This is a genomic window from Pseudomonas sp. DF11 (assembly GCF_058148565.1).
The window spans coordinates 412,114-436,656 of the sequence record NZ_JBYVYN010000006.1 but is presented as its reverse complement, the minus strand read 5'-3'; the positions used below and the strand labels follow the sequence as shown (position 1 = coordinate 436,656).

At 61.4% G+C, this 24,543-nt stretch carries 21 protein-coding genes; 13 read left to right on the top strand and 8 right to left on the bottom strand.

From position 1 onward, the window contains the following. Positions 1 to 423 (bottom strand): carbon starvation CstA family protein (locus AC30D9_RS20080; RefSeq protein ID WP_490144698.1); only part of this gene is annotated, 423 nt, incomplete at its 3' end. 353 nt (positions 424 to 776) lie between these two features. Here AC30D9_RS20080 and AC30D9_RS20075 point away from each other — a divergent pair. Together AC30D9_RS20075 and AC30D9_RS20070 are read left to right on the top strand one after the other, a co-directional pair. Further along, a complete protein-coding gene (locus tag AC30D9_RS20075) occupies positions 777 to 2,138 on the top strand; it encodes a cache domain-containing protein (RefSeq protein WP_490144697.1) in 1,362 nt (453 codons plus the stop codon). 31 nt (positions 2,139 to 2,169) lie between these two features. Beyond that, positions 2,170 to 2,802: a response regulator gene (locus tag AC30D9_RS20070; protein ID WP_134924159.1), complete on the top strand. Its 633-nt coding sequence runs from the start codon at positions 2,170 to 2,172 to the stop codon at positions 2,800 to 2,802. Between the two features lie 112 nt (positions 2,803 to 2,914). On the opposite strand, the gene AC30D9_RS20065 is transcribed toward AC30D9_RS20070, so the two are convergent. Together AC30D9_RS20065 and AC30D9_RS20060 are read right to left on the bottom strand one after the other, a co-directional pair. Beyond that, positions 2,915 to 3,781, bottom strand: coding sequence for an SDR family oxidoreductase (locus AC30D9_RS20065; protein ID WP_490144696.1), 867 nt, complete (start codon positions 3,779 to 3,781; stop codon positions 2,915 to 2,917). A gap of 57 nt (positions 3,782 to 3,838) precedes the next feature. After that, positions 3,839 to 5,068 carry an arabinose transporter gene (locus tag AC30D9_RS20060; protein ID WP_490144695.1) on the bottom strand — a complete coding sequence of 410 codons (1,230 nt, stop codon included), beginning with the start codon at positions 5,066 to 5,068 and terminating at the stop codon, positions 3,839 to 3,841. Between the two features lie 142 nt (positions 5,069 to 5,210). Between AC30D9_RS20060 and AC30D9_RS20055 the strand changes: the two genes are divergently transcribed. Together AC30D9_RS20055 and AC30D9_RS20050 are read left to right on the top strand one after the other, a co-directional pair. Next, the gene (locus AC30D9_RS20055; protein WP_307570828.1) at positions 5,211 to 5,849 is read left to right on the top strand and encodes a TetR/AcrR family transcriptional regulator; all 639 of its coding nucleotides are present in this window, start codon (positions 5,211 to 5,213) and stop codon (positions 5,847 to 5,849) included. A 108-nt stretch (positions 5,850 to 5,957) separates the two neighbouring features. Further along, positions 5,958 to 6,749: a transporter substrate-binding domain-containing protein gene (locus tag AC30D9_RS20050; protein WP_307570829.1), complete on the top strand. Its 792-nt coding sequence runs from the start codon at positions 5,958 to 5,960 to the stop codon at positions 6,747 to 6,749. 147 nt (positions 6,750 to 6,896) lie between these two features. On the opposite strand, the gene AC30D9_RS20045 is transcribed toward AC30D9_RS20050, so the two are convergent. Genes AC30D9_RS20045 through AC30D9_RS20035 form a run of 3 tightly spaced genes read right to left on the bottom strand, consistent with a single transcriptional unit; the run spans position 6,897 to position 9,790 of the window. Further along, positions 6,897 to 7,916, bottom strand: coding sequence for a TRAP transporter substrate-binding protein (locus tag AC30D9_RS20045; protein WP_134924154.1), 1,020 nt, complete (start codon positions 7,914 to 7,916; stop codon positions 6,897 to 6,899). Positions 7,917 to 7,967: 51 nt separating this feature from the next. Beyond that, on the bottom strand, positions 7,968 to 9,248 hold the full coding sequence (locus AC30D9_RS20040) for a TRAP transporter large permease subunit (RefSeq protein ID WP_490144694.1): 1,281 nt from the start codon (positions 9,246 to 9,248) through the stop codon (positions 7,968 to 7,970). Next, positions 9,245 to 9,790, bottom strand: coding sequence for a TRAP transporter small permease (locus tag AC30D9_RS20035; RefSeq protein WP_134924152.1), 546 nt, complete (start codon positions 9,788 to 9,790; stop codon positions 9,245 to 9,247). The genes AC30D9_RS20040 and AC30D9_RS20035 overlap by 4 nt, the downstream gene beginning before the upstream one ends. A gap of 925 nt (positions 9,791 to 10,715) precedes the next feature. On the opposite strand from AC30D9_RS20035, the gene wecB reads away from it, so the two are divergent. The 6 genes from wecB (at position 10,716) to AC30D9_RS20005 (ending at position 19,732) form a co-directional block, all read left to right on the top strand. After that, entirely contained in the window at positions 10,716 to 11,942 is a 1,227-nt protein-coding gene (gene wecB / locus AC30D9_RS20030) for a non-hydrolyzing UDP-N-acetylglucosamine 2-epimerase (protein WP_490144705.1), read from the top strand. Between the two features lie 39 nt (positions 11,943 to 11,981). After that, on the top strand, positions 11,982 to 14,195 hold the full coding sequence (locus AC30D9_RS20025; protein WP_490144693.1) for a hypothetical protein: 2,214 nt from the start codon (positions 11,982 to 11,984) through the stop codon (positions 14,193 to 14,195). A 12-nt stretch (positions 14,196 to 14,207) separates the two neighbouring features. Continuing rightward, entirely contained in the window at positions 14,208 to 16,322 is a 2,115-nt protein-coding gene (locus AC30D9_RS20020) for a glycosyl transferase family protein (protein ID WP_490144692.1), read from the top strand. Further along, a complete protein-coding gene (locus tag AC30D9_RS20015) occupies positions 16,319 to 18,322 on the top strand; it encodes an NfrA family protein (RefSeq protein ID WP_490144691.1) in 2,004 nt (667 codons plus the stop codon). Before AC30D9_RS20020 ends, AC30D9_RS20015 begins: the two co-directional genes overlap by 4 nt. Positions 18,323 to 18,499: 177 nt before the next feature. Then, positions 18,500 to 19,285 (top strand): alpha-amylase family protein, encoded by a 786-nt coding sequence (locus tag AC30D9_RS20010; RefSeq protein ID WP_432421863.1) that lies wholly within the window; start codon positions 18,500 to 18,502, stop codon positions 19,283 to 19,285. Between the two features lie 198 nt (positions 19,286 to 19,483). Next, positions 19,484 to 19,732: a phage infection protein gene (locus AC30D9_RS20005; RefSeq protein WP_307570835.1), complete on the top strand. Its 249-nt coding sequence runs from the start codon at positions 19,484 to 19,486 to the stop codon at positions 19,730 to 19,732. Between the two features lie 73 nt (positions 19,733 to 19,805). On the opposite strand, the gene hpaR is transcribed toward AC30D9_RS20005, so the two are convergent. Beyond that, entirely contained in the window at positions 19,806 to 20,228 is a 423-nt protein-coding gene (gene hpaR, locus AC30D9_RS20000; protein WP_134924147.1) for a homoprotocatechuate degradation operon regulator HpaR, read from the bottom strand. 215 nt (positions 20,229 to 20,443) lie between these two features. Continuing rightward, a complete protein-coding gene (gene hpaA, locus AC30D9_RS19995; protein WP_490144690.1) occupies positions 20,444 to 21,349 on the bottom strand; it encodes a 4-hydroxyphenylacetate catabolism regulatory protein HpaA in 906 nt (301 codons plus the stop codon). A 186-nt stretch (positions 21,350 to 21,535) separates the two neighbouring features. Here hpaA and AC30D9_RS19990 point away from each other — a divergent pair, with 186 nt between their 5' ends. From AC30D9_RS19990 to hpaE, 3 genes are read left to right on the top strand one after another with little or no spacing between them, the layout of a single operon-like run. Further along, complete coding sequence (locus AC30D9_RS19990) at positions 21,536 to 22,213, top strand: fumarylacetoacetate hydrolase family protein (RefSeq protein ID WP_307570837.1); 678 nt, start codon at positions 21,536 to 21,538, stop codon at positions 22,211 to 22,213. Next, positions 22,210 to 22,980, top strand: coding sequence for a fumarylacetoacetate hydrolase family protein (locus tag AC30D9_RS19985; RefSeq protein WP_490144689.1), 771 nt, complete (start codon positions 22,210 to 22,212; stop codon positions 22,978 to 22,980). Before AC30D9_RS19990 ends, AC30D9_RS19985 begins: the two co-directional genes overlap by 4 nt. A gap of 5 nt (positions 22,981 to 22,985) precedes the next feature. Further along, positions 22,986 to 24,446, top strand: a complete 1,461-nt coding sequence (hpaE, locus tag AC30D9_RS19980) for a 5-carboxymethyl-2-hydroxymuconate semialdehyde dehydrogenase (protein WP_307570839.1) — start codon at positions 22,986 to 22,988, stop codon at positions 24,444 to 24,446. The last annotated feature ends 97 nt before the right edge of the window (positions 24,447 to 24,543 follow it).

Below are 24,543 nucleotides of genomic sequence, written 5' to 3'. Positions count from 1 at the left end.
GGTGGACAGGAACAGGACCATGAAGTCCTGCACCGCACCGGCCAGCACCACGCCGGCGATCAGCCAGAGCGTGCCGGGCAGGTAGCCCATCTGCGCCGCCAGCACCGGCCCGACCAGCGGCCCCGCACCGGCAATGGCCGCGAAGTGGTGGCCGAAGAGAATGTGTTTATTGGTCGGGACATAGTCCAGGCCATCGTTGTTGAGCACGGCGGGGGTGGCCCGACGCGCATCGAGTTGCATCACGTTGTTGGCGATGAAGAGGCTGTAGTAGCGGTAGGCGACCAGGTAGATGGCCACGGCTGCGACGACGATCCAGAGGGCGTTGATCGGTTCGCCGCGGCGCAAGGCCACGACACTCAACGCACAAGCTCCCAGAACAGCCACGGCAAACCAGGCGAGGTGTTTAACCAGACGGGTTGTCATTGCGTGTCTCCTGCCGATATCCAGTGGATTGCGGCGATTGTTTTTATAGTGTGCCCCGGCTATTCGGAGCCGGCCCAATATCCCCGCAAGTCGTCAATAAATAAATGCGCAGTACTACGTACAGGCCATCTACGTAGTTCTACGTAGACGCCCCATTACCCTCCCCTGTGGGAGCGAGCCTGCTCGCGATAGCGGTGGGCCAGTCAACAACACTGCTGCTGATCTGACGCCATCGCGAGCAGGCTCGCTCCCACAAGGTTCAAGCCTCACATCCGATAGGATTGTCGAGCGCTCGTGGGTTTGGCATATGATGCCGCCATTGGCCTCCCCGCCGAGCCCGGACAGGAGTACAGATGCTGCTCAAACACAAAATCGTCGCCCTCGGGATCCTGCCACTGGTCCTGGCCATCGCCGTCATCTGCGCCCTGGTGATCTCGCTCAATCGCCAGTTGGGCGACCAGCAGGCACAACTGATCGAAGACAGCATCCTGGCGAGCAAGCGCGCCGAGCTGAAGAACTATGTCGAAATGGCGCAGAGCCTGATCGCCCCGCTGTATGACAACGGCCAGGGCGACGAGCGCGCGCAACAGCAGGTACTGGAAGAATTGCGCAAGCTCAGCTTCGGCATCAACGGCTATTTTTTCGTGTATGACCGCCAGGGCCGCAGCCTGATGCATGCCCGCCAGTCGGAGCTGGTGGGACAATACCTCTGGGACATGAAGGATCCCCACGGCCTGCCGGTCATCCAGGCATTGCTCAAAAGCGCCGAGTCAGGCGAAGGGTTCCAGCGCTATGCCTGGAACAAACCCTCCTCCGGCCAGGTGACCGACAAGCTGGCCTATGTCGTAATGCTGGATAAATGGGGCTGGATGCTCGGCACCGGGATTTACCTGGAGGACGTCGAACGCGCCACCCAGCAAGCCCGCGACGAAGTTGCCCAAGGCATCCACAGCACCATGCAAGCCATCGCCGTGATCGCGTTGGTGGCGGTCCTGCTGGTATTTGCCGGCGGCATGACCCTCAACGTCAGCGAACATCGCCTGGCCGACAAAAAGCTGCAGCGCTTGAACCAGCGCATCGTCAGCTTGCAGGAAGAGGAACGCTCGCGGGTTTCTCGCGAACTGCATGACGGCATCAGCCAACTGCTGGTATCGATAAAATTCCAGTTCGAACTGGCCAGCCACGTGTTGGAGAACGGCCAGGAAAATGGCCTGGGCATTCTGAAAAATGCCACCGAGCGGCTGGGCCAAGCCATCGGCGAGATCCGCAATATCTCCCACGACTTGCGCTCTTCCCTGCTCGACACCCTGGGTCTGCCCGCCGCCATCGGCCAGCTCGCCACCGAATTCCAACAACGCAGCGGGCTGGAAGTGTCCTACCGAAGCAACGAATTCGATTGCCGCCTGGAAAACGGCGCCCCTGTCTCGCTGTTCCGCATTGCCCAGGAAGCCCTGACCAATATCGAGCGCCATGCCGGGGCGAAAAGTGTCGGTATAACCCTGTTCGGCTCCAGCCAGTCCTTGCGCCTGACGGTGGTCGATGACGGAATGGGGTTCAACGTCCCGCAAGTGGAACGCGGCCATGCCGGCATCGGCCTGCGTAACATCCGCGAGCGAGTCGAGCATTTCGGTGGACGCCTGGAAGTGACGTCGGTGCCGGGCCGCAGCGAGCTGGACATCCTGCTGCCCATGAACCTCTCGGTCACGGAAAGCTGATGCCCCCCCATTCCAACAAGAGCACCTGCCAATGAACCTGCCCTCCGTGATTCGCGTTGCGCTGGTCGACGACCACTCCCTGGTTCGCGACGGCATCAGGGCCCTGCTCTCGGTGATGCCGCAACTGGATGTAGTGGGCGAAGCCGAGAACGGCGCGCAGGCGATCGAAATGGTCGGTCGCTGCCAACCGGACCTGCTGCTGATGGATATCGGCCTCAAGGACAAGAACGGGCTCGAGCTGACCCGACTGTTGGCCAAGCAATACCCCAGCCTCAAGATCCTCATCCTCAGCATGTACGACAATTATGAGTACGTGAGCGAGTCCGTGCGTTCCGGTGCCAGCGGCTACGTGCTCAAGAATGCGCCGTCGCGGGAGATCATCGCGGCCATCGAAGCCATCATCAGCGGCGGCACCTTCTACAGTGCCGAGATCGCCCAGCGACTCGCCACCGACCCAAACACCGATAACGAGCTGACACCGCGCGAAAGCCAGGTGTTGTACAAAATGGTCCAAGGCTTGAACAACAAGGAAATGGCCCGCGAACTGGACATCAGCGTACGTACCGTTGAAACCCATCGCCTGAGCATCCGCCGCAAGCTGAACATCGACAAGCCCGCAGCCCTGGTGAAATACGCGATCGATCACGGGATCATTTCCCGCTAGAAGAACCCTTATGGCGAGGGGATTTATCCCCGTTCGGCTGCGAAGCAGGTGCTCCGACCGATTGGAGCGCTTCGCAGCACAGCGGGGATAAATCTCCTCGCCGCAGGGTTAGTCATCCAGCGTAGTAACCAGGCTGCTCAAGATCGGCCAGCAGGCTCGGGCCGCTTGGTGTCCAGCCCAGCAAGGCGCGGGAGTACTCGCTGGACACCGCCATGTTCGCGCCCGCCATGTGGGCGAACCAACCGAAGTGCTCGCGCTCCCGGGACTCTACCGGCAACCCCAGGCCACGACCGATTGCCAGGGCAATGTCCTTGAACGGCACCGCTTCGTCGGCGACGGCGTGGTAGACGGACTGCGTCACGCCCTGTTCCAGCGCCAACCGATAGACACGTGCGGCGTCCAGCCGATGCACACCCGACCAGCAGTGGCTGCCATCCCCGAGGTAGGCCGAGACGCCCGTCTCCCGGGCCAGGCGAATCAGGATAGGAACGAACCCATGGTCGCCGAGCCCATGCACCGAGGGGGCCAGCCGCACTGTCGCGGCCCGCACCCCACGCTCGACCAGCGCCCGGGCCGCCGTTTCGGATTTACGTGGCGAGGCCGGGCTGGGAACCTCCAGCTCGCTCGCCCCACGCGTCAACCCCAGCAGGCCGGACGTCACCAGTAACGGCCGCTCGGATCCTTGCAGCGCACTGCCCAAGGTTTCGATCACATGGCGGTCCTGCTCAGCGTTCTCGACGAACCGCGAGAAATCATGATTGAACGCGGTGTGAATCACCGCATCCGCCGCCGAGGCGGCCTGGTGCAGCACGTCGAGGTCCTCCAGCGCCCCACGGATCACCTTAGCGCCGGTCGCGGCCAGTGCTGCTGCCTTGTCATCGGAACGGGCCAGGCCCGTGACCTGATGGCCGGCATCGATCAATTCCTGGACCACGGCAGATCCAACCCAGCCCGTGGCACCGGTAACGAATACGTGCATGTGCAATGCTCCTGTTCTAAAAAAGCGAGATCGAAAACCTTATAACCCATCGAAAGTTCAGAATTTGTATAGAACTTGTGCTTCCCGCCCTCTGAGCAGCATCAAGGCCACTGCGAAGGACAGTGCAACGGCGATGGCGCCACCCAGGTAAACCGCACCGATACCCCAGCCACTCGCCAACAACCCGGCCAGCGGGCTGGTGATGCCCAGGGAAATATCCAGGAACGCGACGTAGGCGCCCATGGCCAGACCGCGTGCCTGCGGCGGCGCTCGCCGTACCGCTTCCACGCCGAAGCCGGGAAACGCCAGGGAATAACCGAAACCGGTGAATGCCGCGCCCAAGTAGGCGATGGTCGCGGTGTCGGCGCCCCAGATCAGCAGCAGCCCGACGGTTTCGATCAATACGCAGACCAGCGCGACGCGGGCGCCGCCGATCTTGTCCGGAAGGTGCCCGAAAAGTAGGCGCGCCGCGATGAACGCCACACCGAACGCCGTGAACGCCAAGGATGAATTGCCCCAATCCCTGGCCGCGAACAACAGCGCGACAAAGGCCGTAACGACACCAAAACCAACGCTGCAAAACGCCAACCCCAAGCCTGGCATCCACACGGCCCCCATCACCTTGTAGAACGGTGCTCGTCGGGTCGCCGTAGGGGCGACAGCCCGGACACCCGAAACAATCAGCAGCGCCAGCAACGGGACGAACACGGTCGCGACGGCAATGCCTGTGAACCCCCAACCGCCGTTCAGCGCCACGCCAAGGGGAGCGCCCAGGGCATAAGCGCCGTACATGGCAATGCCATTCCAGGCCATGACCTTGCCGGCATGCTGCGCGCCCACCAGGCCGATGCCCCAGCCCAACGCGCCAGTGACGATCAGGCTTTCACCCAGCGCCAGCAGGACACGACCACCCAGCAGCAGCCAGACCGAAGTGACAGGCGCGGCAACGAACGCCAGGGAAACCAGGTACACCAACCCGGAGACCGCCGCAGTCACCAGGCCAACCATGACAGCGCGCTTGCCGCCGCGCATGTCGGCAAAGTTACCGGCCCAGGCGCGGGACAACAGCGCCGCAGCGAACTGCGCACCAACCACCAGGCCAATGACCAGCGTACCCATGCCCAGCGTGTCATGCAGATGAAGGGGCAAGACCGGCAATTGCATGCCCAGGGTGAGAAAACCGATGAAGACCGTCAACGTGAGCGGCAACAGCTTGAGCACCGGATTGGCACCGAGGGATGCCTGAGGCACCGCAGAGGCGCCGAAATGAATATTTTCTTGAGTCATAACCCTACCCACGGAAAAGGATGCGATGTGACGTTGAACGCTGCCTGTGGAGCCGACTAGAATGCGATCAATTCGTCGCATTCAAGATACGAATAATCCGTCGCCTTTCCTATTCGCATTCCCTTCCGAGGTTCATGCCTGCATGTCCGAACGCCCAAGCCCGCAGATTTCCTCGCGTAAACAGCCGAAACAGGCACGCTCGACCGAGCTCGTCGCCGCTGTGTTAGAGGCAGCTGTTCAGGTTCTGGCGACCCAGGGCGCGGCCCGTTTCACTGTGGCCCGGGTTGCCGAGCGAGCGGGCGTCAGCGTCGGCTCGGTGTATCAATACTTCCCGAACAAAGCGGCGATCCTATTTCGGCTGCAAAGTGATGAATGGCGGCAAACCAGCGATATGCTGCGCGAGATTCTTGAAGACAACCGCAAGCCGCCCTTCGAACGGCTGCGTACCCTCGTGCGGGCGTTCATCCAGTCCGAATGCGACGAAGCCCAGATACGCGTCGCGCTCAACGACGCCGCACCGCTCTATCGCGACGCCCCCGAGCACCACGCCGCACGAATGTCGGTGCAACAGTCGGTGGACGCTTTCATGTTGCAGGCACTGCCAACCGCCCCGACACAAACCCGTGCCCTGGCAGGTGACCTGGTGATCACGACGCTCAGTACCGTGGGCAAGCGATTTTCATCAGCGCCCCGCTCCCCCGCGGAAGTTGCCACCTATAGCGACGCCATGGCCGATATGTTCTGCGCCTATCTGGAGAGCTTGCAGCGATGCCCGCTTTGAGACTGCTCTGTGCTGATTGTTCGTCGGCAATGCTCCAGTGACAGCCCGTCGACACTTTTACTACACTCCCCGATCTTGTTCCCCTGCGCTGTGAGACGTTCCATCACTATGAAAACCATAACAAGCTCGATGACGCTCTGTGGCCTGTTGGCATTCTGCAGCGGCGCTTTCGCCGAACCGGCTCCCTCGTTGCTGGACCAGGTCCTGCAACGCGGCGAACTGAAGGTGTGCACCACCGGCGACTACAAGCCCTATACCTTTAAAACCGAAACCGGCGAATACGAAGGCATCGACATCGACATGGCCCGCTCGCTGGCCGCCAGCCTGGGCGTCAAGGTGCAATGGGTGCAGACCACCTGGAAAACCCTGATGCCGGATATGGTTGCAGGTCAATGCGACATCGGCATGGGCGGGATTTCGGTGACGCTGGAGCGCCAGAAGAAAGCCTATTTCAGTACCACCCTGGACGTGGATGGCAAGATCCCGCTGGTGCGTTGCGAAGACCAGGAGCGTTACCAGACTATCGAGCAGATGAACCAGCCTTCAGTGCGCCTGGTCGAGCCGGCTGGCGGCACCAACGAAGCCTTCGTCCGGGCGTTCCTGCCCAACGGCCAGCTCAGCTTCCACGACAACGTGACCATCTTCCAGCAGTTGCTGGACAAGAAAGCCGACGTAATGATCACCGATGCATCGGAAGCGCTCTACCAGCAGAAACTCAAGCCCGGCCTGTGCGCCGTCAACCCGACCCGCTACCTGCAATATGGCGAGAAGGCCTACCTGCTGCCACGGGACGACACCACCTGGAAAATGTACGTCGATCAGTGGCTGCATTTGAGCAAGGCCAATGGCAGTTACCAGAAAGTGATTGGGCAGTGGCTGGCCGTTCCAGCCGCCCAATAACCGTTCACTAGAAGACCACAAACCCTGTGGGAGCGAGCCTGCTCGCGATGGCGTCAAGTCAGCCGCATTGATCTTGGCTGACACACCGCTATCGCGAGCAGGCTCGCTCCCACAGGTTAGGGTCTGTTCAGGACGGGCCCACTCACCTCACTGCGCCGCCCGCACCTTGGCGATTTCCTCGTACATCGTCTTCACCAGGTCGCCATCCAGGGATGCGGCGAACTTGTCGACCACCGGTTTCACCCGCTCGCGCAGACGATCCTTCTCGGCTGGGGTGATCTCATTGACGGTCATCGCAGCGGCCAACGTGGCCTTGGCCTTGTCCATGCTCGCCGCCGTGACTTCACGTTGGAATGTTTGCGCCTCGGCCGCGGCCGCGCGAATCATTGCCTTTTCATCATCGTTGAGACGGCTCCAGGTTTTCTGGCTGATGATCAACGATTGCGGGTTGAAGATGTGGCCCGTGACGGAAAGGTACTTCTGCACCTCATAGAACTTGTTGCCCTCGATCACCGTGAAAGGGTTTTCCTGGCCGTCGATGGTGTGCTGCTCAAGGCCGGTGTAGACCTCGGGGAACGCCATCGGCACAGGGTTGGCGCCCAGGGCGGAGAAGGTTTCCAGGTAGATCGGCGACTGGATGACCCGGATCTTCAAGCCCTGCATGTCTTCGAGGCGGGTCACCGGGTGCTTGCTGTTGGTCAGGTTACGAAAACCCAGGTCCCAGTAACCCAGCCCTACCAGCCCCTTGCTGTCCAGTTGCGCGGCCAGTTTCTGCCCGACCGGCCCATCGATGACCGCATGGGCCTCCTCGACGTTATTGAACAGGAACGGGAAATCGAGCATGGCGTAATCCGGTGCCTGGGCGGCCAGGATGCCGGAGTTGAGCACGGTGATGTCCAGTGTGCCGCCCTGCAACGCCGACACGGTTTGCACGTCGCCGCCCAGCGTACCGCCGGGGAACAGGCGGACCTTGATCTTGCCGCCGCTCTTTTCCCCGAGCAGGTCGGCGAACTTCTGCGCGCCCTGGCCCTGGGGGTGTTCCTTGACGTTCTGGAAGGCGAATCGCAAGGTCCTTTCGCGGATCTCGTCCGCGTGGCTGGCCACACTGGTCAACAGCAAGCCCGTTGCGCACGCCCCGGCCAGCAGGGTTTTCATCAGTTTTCCCATGTCACTCTCCGATCATTATTGTTTTTAAGGTCGAGCCAGACGGCACCGCTGTCATCCGGTGAAGAACTTCAACGGCCCCAGGACCAGCTGCGGGAACAGGACCAACAGGAACAGCACCACAAACTGCGCAAACATGAACGGCCACACCCCGCGGACGATTTCCTCGAAGTCCAGCTTGGCCACCCCGCACACCACGTTGAGCACCGTGCCCACGGGCGGCGTGATCAGGCCGATGGCGGTGTTGATCAGGAACAGCACGCCGAAGTACACCGGGTCGATCCCCGCCTGGATGACGGCCGGCATCAGCACCGGCGTGAGGATGAGGATGGTCGGGGTCATGTCCATCACCGTCCCCACCAGGATGATCAGCACCATCATCACCAGCAGCAGAAGGGTCTGGTTATCCATGAAGGGCGCCAGCAGTTCCGCCAACTGGCCCGGCAGATCGGCGATGGTCACCAGCCACGATGAAACCATCGCCGCCGCCACCAGCAGCATCACCACCGAGGTGGTCTTGGCCGAGGACAGAATCACTTCATACAACTGGCTGACTTTCATTTCCCGGTAGATCACCAGGGACACGAACAGCGAATAGACCGCCGCGACCACGGCGGCTTCCGTGGGGGTGAAGATGCCGAACTTGAGACCCAGGATGATGATCAAGGGCAAGCCCATCGCCCAACTGCCGTCGAGCAACGTGCGCAGCACTTCGGCACGGGAACGCTTGGGCGGCGTCTCGACGTTCTCGCTACGGGAGATGTACCACCAGGCAACGGCCAGCGAAGCCCCGAGCATCAGGCCCGGCACGATACCGGCGAGGAACAGCTTGGAAATCGACACTCCGGACGCCACGCCAAAGACGATGAAGCCAATACTCGGTGGAATGACCGGCGCGATGATGCTACCGGCGGCGATCAGGCCGGCCGAGCGCCCTCGGTTGTGCCCGGCCAGCACCATCATCGGCACCAGCAACGCCGCCAGTGCCGCCGCATCGGCCACAGCCGAACCGGAGAGTGACGCCAGCAGGCAGGAAGCGATGATCGCTACGTAACCGAGGCCACCGCGCTTGTGCCCCACCAGCGCCATGGCAATGTTGACGATGCGTTTGGACAGACCTCCGACGTTCATGATTTCGCCGGCCAACATGAAGAACGGCACGGCCATCAGCGGGAAGCTGTCCGCGCCATTGAGCAGGTTCTGGGCAATGATTTGCGCGTCGAACAGATCCAGATAAACCATCAACGCCACGCTGACCACCAGCAAGGCAAACGCGATGGGCATTCCCAGCGCCATGCTGCCCATCAGAGACCCGAGGAAAATAACCAGCGTCATGGGCGGGTACTCTTGATGGAATCAGGAGTGATTACCTCGGCGTCGTTGTCCTTGACCATCACCAGCTCGTCATCGGCGAGCTTGCCGAACAGCGCCAGGTAAAGCTCATAGAGCAGGATCGGTGCGGCACTGGCGCCGAACACCAGGCCAGCGCCGTAGAACAGGGCCATGGACAATCCCGACGCCGGGGCGACGACATTCAGGTTGATCGCTGCCTGTTGCCAGCTACCACTGAAGATCAGCCAGCAGATGTACAACATCAGCAGATGGCCGATGACCAGGCAGATGCGCTTGCCTGCTGGCGGCAAGCGCTTGACCAGGCTGTCCATACCCAGGTGCGCACGGTCCTTGAGCGCCACCAGGGCGCCGAGAAAAATCATCCAGACGAAGAACCAGCGCGACAGCTCCTCCGACACACTGATGCCCGAGTTGAAGGCATAGCGCAGCACCACATTGCCGAACACCAGCACGATCATCGCCACCATGCACAACACAATCAGCAGCTTGAGCAGCTTGAAATACAGATCCACGACTTTTGTCATCTTGAAGACCTCCGAGGCTTGTCGAGCGCCCACATCCCACTGGCGCGATAAAACCGCAACCGCATGGGGCGGCTATCGGATCGAACCTGGGAGGCTGGAAGATGCGCTGGAAAGATGGATCAGGGGAAAAGCGTGGGGCGCTCGCGGACGGATAGCCATGGGGGGTTCCTCTATTTTTATTATGGTCTTTGCCACGCTGGGCAAGACAGGTGCCGCTAAAATGTACCACCCGGTTAGTTTGGTCAATAACCCAGGCAGGCGCACCACACAAAGCGTGCGATTATCGGTCGGGATGCTTCGACGACTAAGGGGTACCTGGCTTAAGAGCCATCCCGATCGACGTCACTTTCTTATTTCAAGTAATGAGTGTGCCTATTGGGATTTTGCAACTGGAATGGATCCATTTTATTTAATATAAAAACTTAAAATAAATTGAACTTTCAGTGACGAATAAAGTTCGCGACCAACTCATCAATCCTAAAGCCACTGTCACGACGACTTATAGGCGCCATTCCAATGGCACACCGTATTCTGGACCCGCGTAAAACAAGGCGCCAAAAAAATCACGGCACCTCGGTTTTATTGGAAAAACCAGTGTTAAGCAGGCACAACCATACAAAAACCCCTTTAATATCAATGAAAAGCTGAAGTTAAAAAAACTAAAAAGCTTGCCTTTACGCCCCCACTAAAACACCTCTAAAAAATTATTAATCAACTTTTTCATATAAAACTTTGCGCTTACGATCTTTGGTGCTATTAATCTTCCGCCCCGAACTTCAAGATGCCACTACGTCACTTCCTGTGCACGTCAAGCCGCTGTCTGACACCGGGCTAACTTAACTTAAATCGCTTGTTTGCTCGAACGCCCCCATCGCGTCCGGGCGAGCTGTTGTGCGGCGCAGCAAACTGCGCGAGGAAGGGCGTCATCGCAACTCATCATCCACGCATCAGGATCCTCTCGATCTTCGGCACCCGTCCGGAAGCCATCAAGATGGCCCCCCTGGTCAAGGCCCTCGCCGTCGAACCGGGCATCGAATCGCTGATCTGCGTCACCGGCCAGCATCAGAGCATGCTCAAGCAAGTGCTGGATCTGTTCGATCTCAAGGCCGATTTCACCCTCGACGTGATGACGCCCCACCAGACACTCAACTCCCTGACCGCCGCGTTGTACGCGGCCATCGACCCGGTACTGGAGCAGACCCGCCCCGATCGGGTGCTGGTCCATGGCGACACCACTTCGGCCATGGTGGCTTCAACGGCCGCCTTTCACCGACGCATCCCTGTAGGCCACGTGGAAGCTGGCCTGCGCACCGGAGACATCTACAGCCCTTGGCCGGAAGAAATGAACCGCCGGTGCATCGACCTCAGCGCCGATCTGCTATTCGCCCCCACCGGACAGTCCCGTGACAACCTGCTGGGCGAACGCCTGCAAGGCCGTTGCCTGGTGACCGGCAACACAGTGATCGATGCGCTGCAACTGACTGCCCGGCGCATCGATGAGGATGCCCGGTTACGTGACGAACTGGACCAACAGTTCCCGTTCCTGCAAACCGGACGCAAGTTGTTGCTGGTGACCGGCCACCGCCGGGAAAACTTCGGCGGGGGCTTCCTGGACATCTGCAAGGCCCTGCGTCACCTGGCCCAGCGGCCGGATATCCAGATCGTCTACCCGGTGCACCTCAATCCCAACGTACTGGGCCCGGTGACCGAACAACTGGGCGATCTGCTCAATGTGCATTTGATCAAGCCGCTGGATTACCTGGCGTTCGTGCGCCTGATGCAACACGCCCATGTCATCCTCACCGACTCCGGTGGCGTGCAGGAAGAAGCCCCGTCCCTGGGTAAACCGGTGCTGGTGATGCGCGACGTCACTGAACGCCCTGAAGCGGTGGCAGCCGGCACGGTGCGCCTGGTCGGCACCTCACCGGCCTCGATCATCGCCGGCGTGGACGCGTTGTTCGATGATGGCGCGTTATGGCGCCGCGCCTCACAGGCGGCCAACCCCTATGGCGATGGCAAGGCCAGCCAACGCATCGTCGATGCCCTGATGGGGCGCCCGGTCAACGACTTCGTCGTAACCCCACTGCATGCACAGCGGCCGATCGATACGTCACTGTCCGAGCCACGCGAGTTGCTCGCCGATTTCAACTGACCACTGCTATTTCCCCTTATCAGATCGAGACTTGCCTGAATGAAGCCTTCCGTTGCCATCCCTACGGGTGCGCTCAGCGCCCTTGCCTGTGGCTTGAGCCTGCTCGCGCTCATGCCGACTTTTGCCCTGGCCGCGGACAGCCCGCTGACCCAGGCCATTCATCGACTCAACGCCGATACCCGGCAGACGCGCGAGGTGCGCTTGAGCGACCTGGGCATCACTGCGCCGATCCTCTTGAGCGCCAGCGATGCGCGTCGTGAGCTCTACCTGCCGGTACCCGCTGGCGTTGCCCTCGATGACGCAACCCTGCAACTGGACGCCAGCTACCTCAATGGCGAAGGTGGCCGCAACACCCTGCTGCTGTCCCTCGACGGCTACCCGGTGCGCGCCGAAGGCCTTAGCGAGGCACAAGGCGATGCCAGCGCCACACTTGGCGTCGACAAGGCCGCGCGTGACAACGGCCTGGTGCGCCTGGGTATTGCCTGGTCCTCGATAGTGTCTCGACCGTTGTGCGAAGACGATCGGGTCATCGGCAATGTGCTGCGCATCCAACCTGAAACGCGCCTGAACTACAGCTATGACGCCAGCCAGTTGCGCGACGTCGGTGCGGCCTGGGCGGCCCTGCCCGGCGAACCCGGCATCCTCGTCGCCCCCGGCTCGCTGTCCGCCGCAAGCTACGATTCGGCCTGGCGCCTGGGCGTGGCGCTGGAGCGCATCGGCAAACACAGCCGTATCCTGCCTTTCCCTGCGGTGCAGGACAGCGTCGACCTGGGCAGCCTGCGCATCCCTGCCGAGCTATTGGTCATTCCAGCCTTCGCCAGCCTCAACGGCAAAGGCCCGCACACCTTGGCCAACCCGGCCGAGATCGGCGCACTGCTGGTGTTGGGCCAGACCCCGAACGTACAGGCCGACCTGGCGATCAGCGACCCGCAACTGCTCAAGGCCATCAACCAATCCCTGGACGCCTTGCAGAGTCAGGTCCAGGGCGTCGACGCTACAGCGGCCAGCGCATTGATCCAATGGCGCGACCAGCACGTCAATCCAGCCATGGCCAGTGCCGGCGCTGACAACGTGCGCCTGGCCCTGCTGGGTACTCGCCCGGTGCTGGTCATTGCCCCGGATGCGACCGGCAAAGCCTTGTCCTTGCTCGGTTCGGCATGGAACAAACTGGCGCGCAGCCGCCAATTGACCGTGACCGAAGCGCAGACGCCATTGAGCGCCGATGGCCGCCTGGCCCTGGCGCGCTTGGGCGGCGCCCCCGGCACGTTCGACGTGGCCTCGCGTTTTGACTGGAGTACTTCGTTCCCTCTGGGCAGCGTGGCTTATGACGGCCGCCTGCCCGTGACCGCCGTGGTGGACGTGTCCGCAGCGCCAGGTGCTTCGCATACCCCGCCCGTGGCCTCGCTGTACTTCAATGATTTCCTGATCGGTGCCCAGCAGTTGGCCACCGACGGTGAGCCGCAACGCATCCAGGCACACATCCCGCGCTACGCCCTGGGCTCGAAAAACACCTTGCGCGTATCGTTCCAGCGCCAGCCGGTCAGCGATCGCTGCCTGGAAACGCCGCAAGCCTTCCCAGTATCGGTCCTGCCGACCAGCCATATCGTCCTGGAAAAAACCTCGCTGGACGACGACTTCTCCGGCATGGCCGCGCGCTTCGCCGTGGACACCCAGATCCTGGTGCCCCAGGCCTACCTCGACCACCCGGCCAGCAGCCTGGCGCGGGTCATTTCGGTGGCCGATAGCAGCGGCGTCTCGCCGCTGCGCGCACAGCTCAAGGTCAGCGCCGATCCCAAAGCCGTCGTCAGCCCGGACAAAGCCTTCCTGGCCTTCGAGTTGCCGCTCAAGGACAGCCAGGAATCGGTCCAGGTCGACGAGCAAGGTCGCCTGCGCATCAACCACAAGGACCAGGTGCTGCTGGACGTACAGCCCCTCAACCAACTGGCCTCGCTGCAAGTGGTGCAGACCGCGGGCCAGCACGGCCTGGTCTACCGGGCCCTGGGCAACCAGCCACCAAGCCTGGCCAAACCGATTGTGCTGACCCGTGGTGACGTGGCGATCCTGGGCAACAACGGTGCCGTGGCGATCTTCGATACCCAGGACCCGAGCGGTAGCCTGTTGATCGGCCGCGAGGAACCCAAGGGGCTGGATGCCTGGCGTAAACCTTCGCTGCTCTGGCTGATTCCGGGCGGCATTATCCTGTTCCTTCTCCTGTTGCTGGCCGGCCGTAGCGCCCGTCGCAATCGCCAGTAACGGTACCCTTCGATGACGTCGCTTTATTGGCCGTATTGGCTGGCTCATTACTACAACTACCTGGAAGCCGCGACCATCGTGGTCGCGGTACTGATCCTGATCTCCAGCCTGGACGATCTGATCATTGACCTGTGGTACTGGTCCCGCCGCCTGTACCGCAAGTTCACCGTGGACCGCAAATACCGGCCGCTGACCGCCGAACAACTGATGGCCAGGGACGAACAGCCCCTGGCGATCATGGTCCCGGCCTGGCTGGAATACGACGTCATCGCGCCGATGATCGAGAACATGGTGTCCACGCTCGACTACCAGAACTACGTGGTCTTCGTCGGCACGTACATCAACGACCAGCGCACCATCGACGAAGTCGAGCGGATGCGCAGACGCTACAAACAACTGCATCGGGTGGAAGTGCCCCATGCCGGGCCGACCTGCAAGGCCGACTGCTTGAACTGGGTGATCCAGGCGATTTTCCTGCATGAGAAAACCCATGGCATGACCTTCGCCGGCGTCGTCCTGCATGACAGCGAAGACGTGCTGCATCCATTGGAACTGCGTCTGTTCAACTACCTGCTGCCGCGCAAGGACATGATCCAGTTGCCGGTGGTCTCGCTGGAGCGCAACTGGTACGAGTGGGTCGCGGGGGTCTACATGGACGAGTTCGCCGAATGGCACGGCAAGGACCTGGTGGTGCGTGAAAGCATGACCGACACCGTGCCCTCGGCCGGCGTCGGCACCTGTTTTTCCCACCGTGCCTTGCGGGTGCTGGCCGGTGAAACCGAGAACCAGCCGTTCAACACCGACAGCCTCACCGAGGACTACGACGTTGGGGCGCGCTTGGCCAAGGTGGGCATGAATGCGATCTTCGTCCGTTTCCCGGTGCAGTTCCGGGTGCTGCGCAAATCCTGGTTCCGCAAACCCTACGAATCGACCCTGACGATGCCGCTGTGCGTGCGCGAGTTTTTCCCCGACACGTTCCGCACTGCCTTCCGACAGAAGGCCCGCTGGACCCTGGGCATCGGCTTGCAAGGCTGGGAACAGATGGGCTGGAACGGCTCGCTGGCCAACCGATACCTGCTGTTTCGTGACCGCAAGGGGGTGGTGACGGCATTCGTGAGCATCATTGCCTACGTCATTCTGGTACAGCTGCTGGGCTTGATCATCCTGCGCAACAGCGGCTTGTGGGATGTCACCTTCCCTACGCCGTTTGAAAGCAACGACCTGGTCAAATACCTGCTGCTGGCCAACGGCATCGCCCTGGCCTGGCGCATCGTACACCGCTATTACTTCACCACCGTGCTGTACGGCTGGCAGCATGGTTTGCTGTCCATGCCCCGCATGCTGGTCGGCAACTTCGTCAACTTCATGGCCGCCTCCCGGGCCTGGCGTATGTTCCTGGTGGGCAAGGTGATGAATCGCAAGCTGGTCTGGGACAAGACCATGCACGATTTCCCTTCCACCGACCTGGTGGCCATCGCGCCGCGCCGCCTGGGCAGTGTGTTGCTGTCCTGGCAAGCCATCACCGACACGGATCTGCAAAGCGCCCTCGACGAACAACGGTCGCGCAACGTGCCGCTGGGACGAATCCTGCTCAATAACGGCTGGCTGGACGATGAAACCCTGGCTGAAGCCATCGCGTTCCAGAATGACCTGCCCCGGGTCTTTGACGTCGCCGAAAAAGCCGCTGCCTCGACATCCACCTTGAGCGCCGAGTTTGCCTTGCGCTGGCGAGTCGTGTGCCTGGGACACAACGGCCAAGGCCGCGAACAGATCGCTGTCGCCAACCCCTTGCCCGACGAAGGCCTGCAACAGGTCAGCGCCGAACTGGGCAGCGAACCTGTGCAGTTGATCGCGCGGGAAAGCGAAATTCTCGCGCTGTTGCGCAAGCTGCCTGCGGACAACGGTCATGCCGTGCCCGATGCCCGGGCACCGCTGCTGGGCGATCTGCTGATCGAAATGGGGCTGCTCGATCGCGACGAATTCAGTCGCGTCATGCTCCAGTATCGGCCCCAACACCACGGTCGCATCGGCGATTACCTGGTCGACAGCGGCGTGCTGCCACGCACGACGATCGAACAGGCCGTGGCCCGCCAGCACAATCTCTACCCAACGGAGCTCCCGGCATGAACCGCCCCTTCCTGACCCTTTTGGCCACGGGGCTGAGCCTGCTACCTGCGCTGGCTCCTGCCGAAACGTTACCGTTGCCATTGTCCGGCCCGGCCTATACCGCCGCCAACGACGCCTACAGCGCCTACGAACGCAAAGATTACGAACTGGCCATCGCCAAGGCGCGCGAGGCCCTGCGCCTGCGTGCCGATGTGACACGCCTGAACACCCTGATTGAGTTGGCCGAGCGGGACAAGAAACAGCGCGACCATCCTCAGCCCCTGGCAGCGTCTCGTCCCGCCAGTGCGGCGCCGGGTTTCATCGCCGCGTCCCAGGGATTCAAAGCCTATGACCGCGGACAATTCGGCCTGGCCGCGCAATCGGCCCGCAAGGCCGTCGCCCAGGCCCCCCGGCGCCGTGACTATCGCCTGTTGCTGATCGATTCCCTGGAACGCCAACAACACCTGGAAGAAGCCGACCGCGCCGCCAGCGATGCCCTTGGCGCCTTCGCCAACGACAATACGTTGTCGATGCGCCGCAAAGCCATTCGCCGCCAATTGGCCATCCCGTTGGCGACCCAGGGCTATCGCGCCCTGGAGCAAGGCAACACAGCCCTGGCCGTGGACCAGGCGCGCAAAGCAGTGGCCTGGGCCCCGGAAATCGCCGCCAACCAGCAATTACTCATCAGTGCATTGTTGGCGGCGAAGGATGACGCCTCTGCCGAACAGGCCGCTTCTGCCGCGCTGGCGGTGGACGACCGTCAAGCCGCCCCTTGGGTCTTGCGCAGCTACGCCCGTAACCGCCAGGGCAACACGCAGGCGGCCCAGGACGATCTGAACCAGGCCCAGAGCCTTGCGGGCCTGTCGGCAAGGGAAGCTCGTGACATCCGCTCCGCCCAGGCCCAATCCACACCACCGGTCCTGCTATGCCAGGAAAGCACCTACGGCCTGACCTGCGCCATCTCCCCGGGTAACACCTACGAGCAGGCTCCGCTGAGTGATCTGCAGCTTGCCTACAATTTGGTTCAGGCCGGCGATGACGAAGCAGCCCATACAGCATTCCGCAAAGCGGACGCCACCTCTGGACTGGCACCGGCACCCGCCCAGGACGCCGCCTACAACGCCATGCGAGTTCATGAAGACGACGAAGCCGTGGCGTATTTCAAGCGTGTCATCGATGGGCAAAAAACCGCTGAATCGCCGCTGTCCGCGCAACAGCTGTTCGATACCCGCCGCACCGTGGGCGATGTATCGCGCAGACTCGGCCTGACCAGCACCACCAGCTATCGCGGCAGCAGTTCCAGTGGCCTGAGCGCCGCTCCGGGCGCCAGCAACAGCGGCAGCGAAAGCAATGACCTGCTGCAAAACAGCACCGAGCTGTCGTGGCGTCCGCTGGGCTATCGCAATGGCCGCTTTGTCGAACTCTATGGGCGCATCACCGACACTCTCTGGAGCAAGAACAGCGACTCGGACACGGGCGCGGATGCCCTGCAAGGCGCCCTCGGCGTGCGGGTCAAGCCCTTCAGTTCGGTCAACATCATGGCGGCCCTTGAACGGACCTTCCCGCTCGGTTCTTCCAATGTCGACGGCGATTGGTTGGTGCGACTCGGTTACGGTTCGAGCATCGGTACCGATCTGCGGGTCGATGTGCCGAGCTGGTGGACCTCCCAGCTGTATGCCGAGGTCGGTCACTACATCGAAGACTCGCGGGATTACTTCAACAGCGAATGGCAAGTGGGTCGCAGTTATGCCATCGGCGGGACCGGCTCGCGCTGGGTGACCTTCCCCCATGTCGTCGCAGCGATCGACTACGATTCCAAGATGAAGAGCGACGCCGGCGGTGGCTTTTCTTCCGGCGATGCCGGGGGTATCGGGATAGGAAACAACGTGCGCTATTGGTTCCGGGAAGATGCCTACAACGCACCACGTTCCTATGTGGACTTTTCCCTGCAATACCGAGCCAGGGTGTTTGGCGAGGATCGCGCCAAAGGCGTGTTCGCGCGCCTGACCTACTCCTATTGAGGACGTTGCTGTGATGTCCGGTCCATCGCTACGAAAAGCGGTTCGCCTTGCCGAGCCGCGACTACACTGCCTCCAGAAGGGACTTGTTTGAAAAGCTTCGCAAAGTTCGTCAATCGCAGGACCGTCGCGGCGCTGTCACTGGCCGTGCTCCTCGGCGCAGGTGCAGGGACGTACTACATGAGCACTATCACCGCCGCACCGAACCTCGTCGGCATCGTCTGGCAGCCGGACAACCAGACCGTCGGCATCAGCGGCAATTGGGAAAAACTGGGGGTGCACGAGCTGCTGGTGCAATGGACAGTGGTGGACGACCAGGCCTTTGTGCCCGGCACCGGCCTGCCCAGCGTACCGGTACTGCCAGACTGGGCGCGCATCGCCAAGGCGCCCTGGGCCCAGGATGTCATCCTCGGACTGGCCGGCTACTTCAGTGAAAACCGCTCACGGGACGACATCGAGCAACTGGCAGCGCTGTCGGAGCGCATTGCCGGATTGCCGACGCCTTTGCATGTCACCGGTTGGTACTTTCCGGCCGAAGTCGACCCCAGTTGGGCGGCTGCCAAGGAGCTGCCGGCCTTGCTGGCCAAGCTGCCGCGCCCGCTGTGGATCAGCGTCTACGATGGCGCCAACATCGGCCCCGCCGCTACCGCAGACTGGCTCAAGCAATGGCTGCCGAACGACATCGGCGTATTTTTCCAGGATGGCGTCGGCGTCTACGCTCGCACCGCACCGGTGGCGAGGAACTACGCCGATGCCCTGCGTGATCGACTTGGCAAGGACCGCGTGCGGATCATCGTCGAAGCCTTCCGGCCCCAATACGGCGGTGGTTTCCGCTCTGCCACAATCGCCGAACTCAAGCCACAACTGGCGGCCTATGCAGGCTACCCGCTCTACCTGTTCGACGGCCCGCACTACATGACGCCGACGTTGGTGGACCGGCTGAAACAAGCCCTGGCCCAACCCTGATCTGGCCTTCAAGCCATCCGCTTGCCCTCGCTTACGAGTTTGTATCGGTCTGTATATGAAATGCGGACTGATACAAAACAATGGATTTCGCCCTCTCCCGCCACACATCGTCGATACATCAGCGCGTTTAACTGTGATCACCGGACAGCAACACATTCGCTGCCACGGCCCACTCAATCAAGCGCAAGGAGAATCACCATGCTCAATTTCTCGAAAGTATCGTCCCTGGCTATCGCCCTGACATTGGTTGGCGGTGTCGGCCTGTCGAACGCGGCTTCGGCAAAGAACGCCCCGGCCCAGGCTGCGCATCAACTGGCTGAAGGCGGATCCGATCGGTTAATCGATAGTCGCGTGGCCGAGGGTGGCTCCGATCGCTTGATCGAGAATCGCGTGGCAGAAGGCGGCGCTGATCGGTTGCAGGAATTGCGTGAACGCAGTGCGGTATGAAGCGATTTTGTGGCGTGGGAGCTTGCTCCTTCGCCACAAAAGCCAATAAGGCTCAAGGCTCAAGGCTCAAGGCTCAAGGCTTGATGTTCTTCAGCTCATTGAGCAACGCAAGCAATTGCTCCATCTTTTCCTCACCGAACTGTGCTTCGATCCGCCGATAGTTGCTTTCCATGCCCTCGCTCATGGACACGAAGCACTGCTGGCCAAGCTCGGTCAGCCCGACAAAAACCCGCCGCTGGTCCTGGCTGGACTTCTGCCGACGCACCAAGCCATCACGCTCCAGGCGACTGAGCACACCGGTCATGCTCGGTTTGAGGATGCAGGCCTGATGAGCGAGCTGATGGCTTTCCAACTCCCCTTGCTGATGCAGGATGCGGATCACCCGCCATTGCTGTTCCGTGAGGTCATGCTGGTTCAGCGCCGGTCGAAAAAAAGCCATGGCGGCTTCGCGGGCTTGCAACAGCGTCAGGGTCAATGAAGGTCTGGGGTTGGCCATGTTCGGATTGGTTCGAATGGACGAGCCGGCAGCTTAGTGTCGCCATCACACCGCTGCAAGAGCAACTGTGGCGAGGGGATTTATCCCCGCTGGGGCGCGAAGCGGCCCTCGGATGAGACTCTGCGGCGCATCGACTCATTGGGTCTGCTTCGCAGCCCAACGGGGATAAATCCCCCTCGCCACAAATAAGTATTGGTCTCCATCATTAGTGGCGCTCAACGCAGCCCCGATTGACGCTGACGATACTCCCCGGGAGTAAGCTGCGCGTAACGCTGGAAAAACCGGCTGAAATACGCCGGATCCTTGAACCCGAGCTGGTAGCAGATTTCATTGGCCGAACTGCCGGTAAACAACAGCAGGCGCTTGGCCTCTTGCATCAGCCGCTCCATGATCAGGCGTTTGGAAGGCAGGTCGGCGATACGGCGGCACACGTCGTTGAGGCGCGCCTCGGTCACGCCGATGCCTTCGGCGTAGCGCGACAGCGGCCAGTGCTGCAGGTAGTGGGCCTCGATCAGCTCGTTGAAGCGATGAAATATCTTCAGGTCTTCATGCCGCGCCGGCCTGGCTTCCAGGGAGTTGGAACACAACCGCAATAGACTGATCATGATCAGCCGTGTCAACCCGTCCAGCGCTACGCTGCGTCCCGGACGCCCCGCCACCACCTCCTCGCTCAGTTCCTCGAACAGGTATTCCAGCCGTCGCACCTCCCCCGCCTGCCCAGGACCCAGTTGCGCCAGCGCCACACAGGCGGCCGGCATTTGCACGCCTGCCGGCGCCAGGCTCGGGTCGGCGTCGATCAACTGCCACACCAATTGCTGGCGCACCGTGAGCACATGCCCGTCGCTATCAGCCTCGGTCACGAAGGAATGGGGAATGGTCGGCGGAGTGAGGAAGAACATCGGACCGGATTCGACGTACTGCTGGTCATCGAGGTACACGCGCACGGTGCCGCTCTTGACGTAGTGCACCTGGAAGAAACGATCGTGGCGGTGGACCGGCATGTTGCGGCCGAAAAAATCCGCCAGGTTGGCGAGCCGGTCGTAATGCACTTCGGCGTCGCTGTAACGCTGGTCGTACACCTGACCAATGTTGATGTTCGGGATCGGCTGGCGGTCAGTCATCACGCAGTACTCGTTTTTATTCTGGTTCAGGCACCTGCTGCACTCATCCTGCCTCGAATCCGACAAGGCAACCAGTGCCCAGTCATTCTGTCACGCTTGACGATAGTTAACATCTTAACTATAACTGTTAACACATTAACAATAACCGCAGAGCCCTCATCACTCTGCCATCGCCAGGAGACAAGCATGAGCCGTGCCCTGCATGACGTCGCGACCGGCACCCTGTTCGGGGTCGCGCTGAACTACCAGGGGCTGCTGAAGCAGCGCCTCGCCGAGTTCGAGCAACCGCCCTACCAGAAGCCGCCGCTCAAGCCCGTGCTGTTCATCAAGACGCCCAATACCCGTAACCGGCATGGCGCCGATGTGGTTCATCCCGGTCACGGCGAAATACTGCAACCAGGGCCGGCGCTTGGCGTGGTGATGGGCAAGTCGGCCAGTCGTGTCAGCGCCGCCCAAGCCCTGGACTACGTGGCCGGCTACACCGTCGTCAATGAGTTCAGCTTGCCGGAAGACAGCTACTACCGCCCCGCCGTCAAGGCCAAGTGCCGGGACGGTTTCTGTGCCATCGGCCCGGAACTGGTGCCGGCCAGCCAGGTGACCGACCCTCACAGCCTGGCGATCACCCTGTACGTCAACGGCGAGGTACGCCAGCAAAACAGCACGGCGAACTTCGTCCGCAATATTCCCCAGTTGATTGCCGAGATCAGCGAATTCATGACCCTGCATGCCGGCGACGTGCTGATCACCGGCACACCTGAAGGTCGGGTCGATGTCCAGCCCGGCGATTGTGTCGAAGTGGAGATCAGCGGCCTGGGCCGTCTCGTCAATACCGTCGTGGCCGAGGAAACAGGAGCAGGTTCATGAAACACGCGCGCATTCGTTTTGACGGCCAGATCCACGCCGTTACCGTTGAAGCCGACAACGCCGTGCGCCTGACCGACGGTCGCCTGCTGGCCGAGGACCAGGTCCAGTGGCTACCACCGGCCACTGGCAGCATGTTCGCCCTGGGCCTGAACTACGCCGACCACGCCGCCGAACTGGCGTTCAAACCACCGACCGAACCCCTGGCGTTCATCAAGTCGCCCGGCACCTACACCGGCCATAACCAGGTGACCTGGCGCCCCGATAACGTCGCCTACATGCACTACGAGTGCGAACTGGTGGCGGTCATCGGCAAAACCGCGCGCAACGTCAAGCGCGAGGATGCGCTGGGCTACCTGGCCGGCTACACCGTGTGCAACGACTACGCGATCCGCGACTACCTGGAAAACTACTACCGCCCCAACCTGCGGGTGAAGAATCGCGATGCGACGACTCCTGTCGGCCCGTGGATCGTCGATGTGGCCGATATACCGGACCCGAGCAACCTGAAATTGCGCACCTGGATCAACGGCGAACTGCGCCAGGAAGGCTCGACCCGCGACATGATTTTCGACATCCCTTACCTGATCGAATACCTGTCCAGCTTCATGACCTTGCAACCCGGCGACATGATCGCCACCGGCACGCCGGAAGGCCTGGCAGACGTGGTGCCCGGCGATGAAGTGATCGTGGAAGTGCAAGGCGTCGGTCGCCTGGTCAACCACATTGTCAGCGAAGCCGAGTTCTTCGCATCCCGTAAAGAGGCTTGAGCAGCATGATCAAACACTGGATCAACGGCCGTGAGGTCGAAAGCAAAGACGTCTTCGTCAACTACAACCCGGCCACTGGCGAAGCCATCGGCGAAGTTGCCAGCGGCGGTGCTGAGGAAGTGGCCCAAGCGGTCGCAGCCGCCAAGGAAGCGTTTCCGAAATGGGCCAACACCCCGGCCAAGGAACGCGCCCGACTGATGCGCAAACTCGGTGAGCTGATCGAGCAGAACGTGCCGAAGCTGGCCGAACTGGAAACCCTCGACACCGGTTTGCCGATCCACCAGACCAAGAATGTGCTGATCCCACGGGCCTCCCACAACTTCGACTTCTTTGCCGAAGTCTGCACACGGATGGACGGTCATACCTATCCGGTCGACGATCAGATGCTCAACTATACCCTGTACCAACCGGTGGGCGTCTGTGGGCTGGTATCGCCGTGGAACGTGCCGTTCATGACCGCGACCTGGAAGACCGCGCCATGCCTGGCATTGGGCAATACCGCCGTGCTGAAGATGTCCGAGCTGTCGCCGCTGACCGCCAACGAGCTGGGTCGCCTGGCGGTCGAGGCGGGCCTGCCCAATGGCGTGTTGAACGTGATCCAGGGCTATGGCGCAACCGCTGGCGATGCGTTGGTGCGTCACCCGGATGTGCGAGCGATTTCCTTCACCGGCGGCACTGCCACCGGCAAGAAAATCATGCAGACCGCCGGGTTGAAAAAGTATTCGATGGAACTTGGCGGCAAGTCGCCGGTACTGATTTTCGAAGACGCCGACCTTGAGCGGGCCCTTGATGCGGCGCTGTTCACCATTTTTTCCCTCAATGGCGAACGCTGCACCGCGGGCAGCCGGATCTTCATCCAGGAAAGCGTCTACCCGCAGTTCGTAGCCGAGTTCGCCGCACGGGCCAAGCGTCTGATCGTCGGCGATCCGCAGGATCCGAAAACCCAGGTCGGTTCGATGATCACCCAGGCCCACTACGACAAGGTCACCGGCTACATCAAGATCGGCCTCGAAGAAGGCGCCACCCTCCTGGCCGGCGGCCTGGAACGTCCGGCCAATTTGCCGGCCCACTTGAGCCGAGGCCAGTTCATCCAGCCGACAGTGTTCGCCGATGTGAACAACGACATGCGTATCGCCCAGGAAGAAATCTTCGGGCCAGTGGTGTGCCTGATCCCGTTCAAGGACGAGGCCCAAGCCCTGCAATTGGCCAACGACACCGAATACGGCCTGGCCTCGTACATCTGGACCCAGGACATCGGCAAGGCCCATCGCCTGGCCCATGGCATCGAGGCCGGCATGGTGTTCATCAACAGCCAGAATGTACGTGACCTGCGCCAGCCTTTCGGCGGTGTGAAGGGTTCCGGAACGGGGCGCGAAGGTGGACAGTACAGCTTTGAAGTGTTCGCCGAGATCAAGAACGTCTGCATCTCCATGGGCAGTCATCACATACCGCGGTGGGGGGTGTAAACCCAACCAAGCCTGATGATAAACCCTGTGGCGAGGGGATTTATCCCCGCTGGGCTGCGCAGCAGACCTGAACTCAGACACCACGGTGTGTCAGGTT

Bases quoted from the DNA above. Each gene is read 5' to 3' on its own strand.
- AC30D9_RS20075 (WP_490144697.1), top strand. From the start codon at position 777: ATGCTGCTCAAACACAAAATCGTCGCCCTCGGGATCCTGCCACTGGTC.
- AC30D9_RS20070 (WP_134924159.1), top strand. From the start codon at position 2,170: ATGAACCTGCCCTCCGTGATTCGCGTTGCGCTGGTCGACGACCACTCC.
- AC30D9_RS20065 (WP_490144696.1), bottom strand. From the start codon at position 3,781: ATGCACGTATTCGTTACCGGTGCCACGGGCTGGGTTGGATCTGCCGTG.
- AC30D9_RS20060 (WP_490144695.1), bottom strand. From the start codon at position 5,068: ATGACTCAAGAAAATATTCATTTCGGCGCCTCTGCGGTGCCTCAGGCA.
- AC30D9_RS20055 (WP_307570828.1), top strand. From the start codon at position 5,211: ATGTCCGAACGCCCAAGCCCGCAGATTTCCTCGCGTAAACAGCCGAAA.
- AC30D9_RS20050 (WP_307570829.1), top strand. From the start codon at position 5,958: ATGAAAACCATAACAAGCTCGATGACGCTCTGTGGCCTGTTGGCATTC.
- AC30D9_RS20045 (WP_134924154.1), bottom strand. From the start codon at position 7,916: ATGGGAAAACTGATGAAAACCCTGCTGGCCGGGGCGTGCGCAACGGGC.
- AC30D9_RS20040 (WP_490144694.1), bottom strand. From the start codon at position 9,248: ATGACGCTGGTTATTTTCCTCGGGTCTCTGATGGGCAGCATGGCGCTG.
- AC30D9_RS20035 (WP_134924152.1), bottom strand. From the start codon at position 9,790: ATGACAAAAGTCGTGGATCTGTATTTCAAGCTGCTCAAGCTGCTGATT.
- AC30D9_RS20025 (WP_490144693.1), top strand. From the start codon at position 11,982: ATGAAGCCTTCCGTTGCCATCCCTACGGGTGCGCTCAGCGCCCTTGCC.
- AC30D9_RS20020 (WP_490144692.1), top strand. From the start codon at position 14,208: ATGACGTCGCTTTATTGGCCGTATTGGCTGGCTCATTACTACAACTAC.
- AC30D9_RS20015 (WP_490144691.1), top strand. From the start codon at position 16,319: ATGAACCGCCCCTTCCTGACCCTTTTGGCCACGGGGCTGAGCCTGCTA.
- AC30D9_RS20010 (WP_432421863.1), top strand. From the start codon at position 18,500: ATGAGCACTATCACCGCCGCACCGAACCTCGTCGGCATCGTCTGGCAG.
- AC30D9_RS20005 (WP_307570835.1), top strand. From the start codon at position 19,484: ATGCTCAATTTCTCGAAAGTATCGTCCCTGGCTATCGCCCTGACATTG.
- hpaR (WP_134924147.1), bottom strand. From the start codon at position 20,228: ATGGCCAACCCCAGACCTTCATTGACCCTGACGCTGTTGCAAGCCCGC.
- hpaA (WP_490144690.1), bottom strand. From the start codon at position 21,349: ATGACTGACCGCCAGCCGATCCCGAACATCAACATTGGTCAGGTGTAC.
- AC30D9_RS19990 (WP_307570837.1), top strand. From the start codon at position 21,536: ATGAGCCGTGCCCTGCATGACGTCGCGACCGGCACCCTGTTCGGGGTC.
- AC30D9_RS19985 (WP_490144689.1), top strand. From the start codon at position 22,210: ATGAAACACGCGCGCATTCGTTTTGACGGCCAGATCCACGCCGTTACC.
- hpaE (WP_307570839.1), top strand. From the start codon at position 22,986: ATGATCAAACACTGGATCAACGGCCGTGAGGTCGAAAGCAAAGACGTC.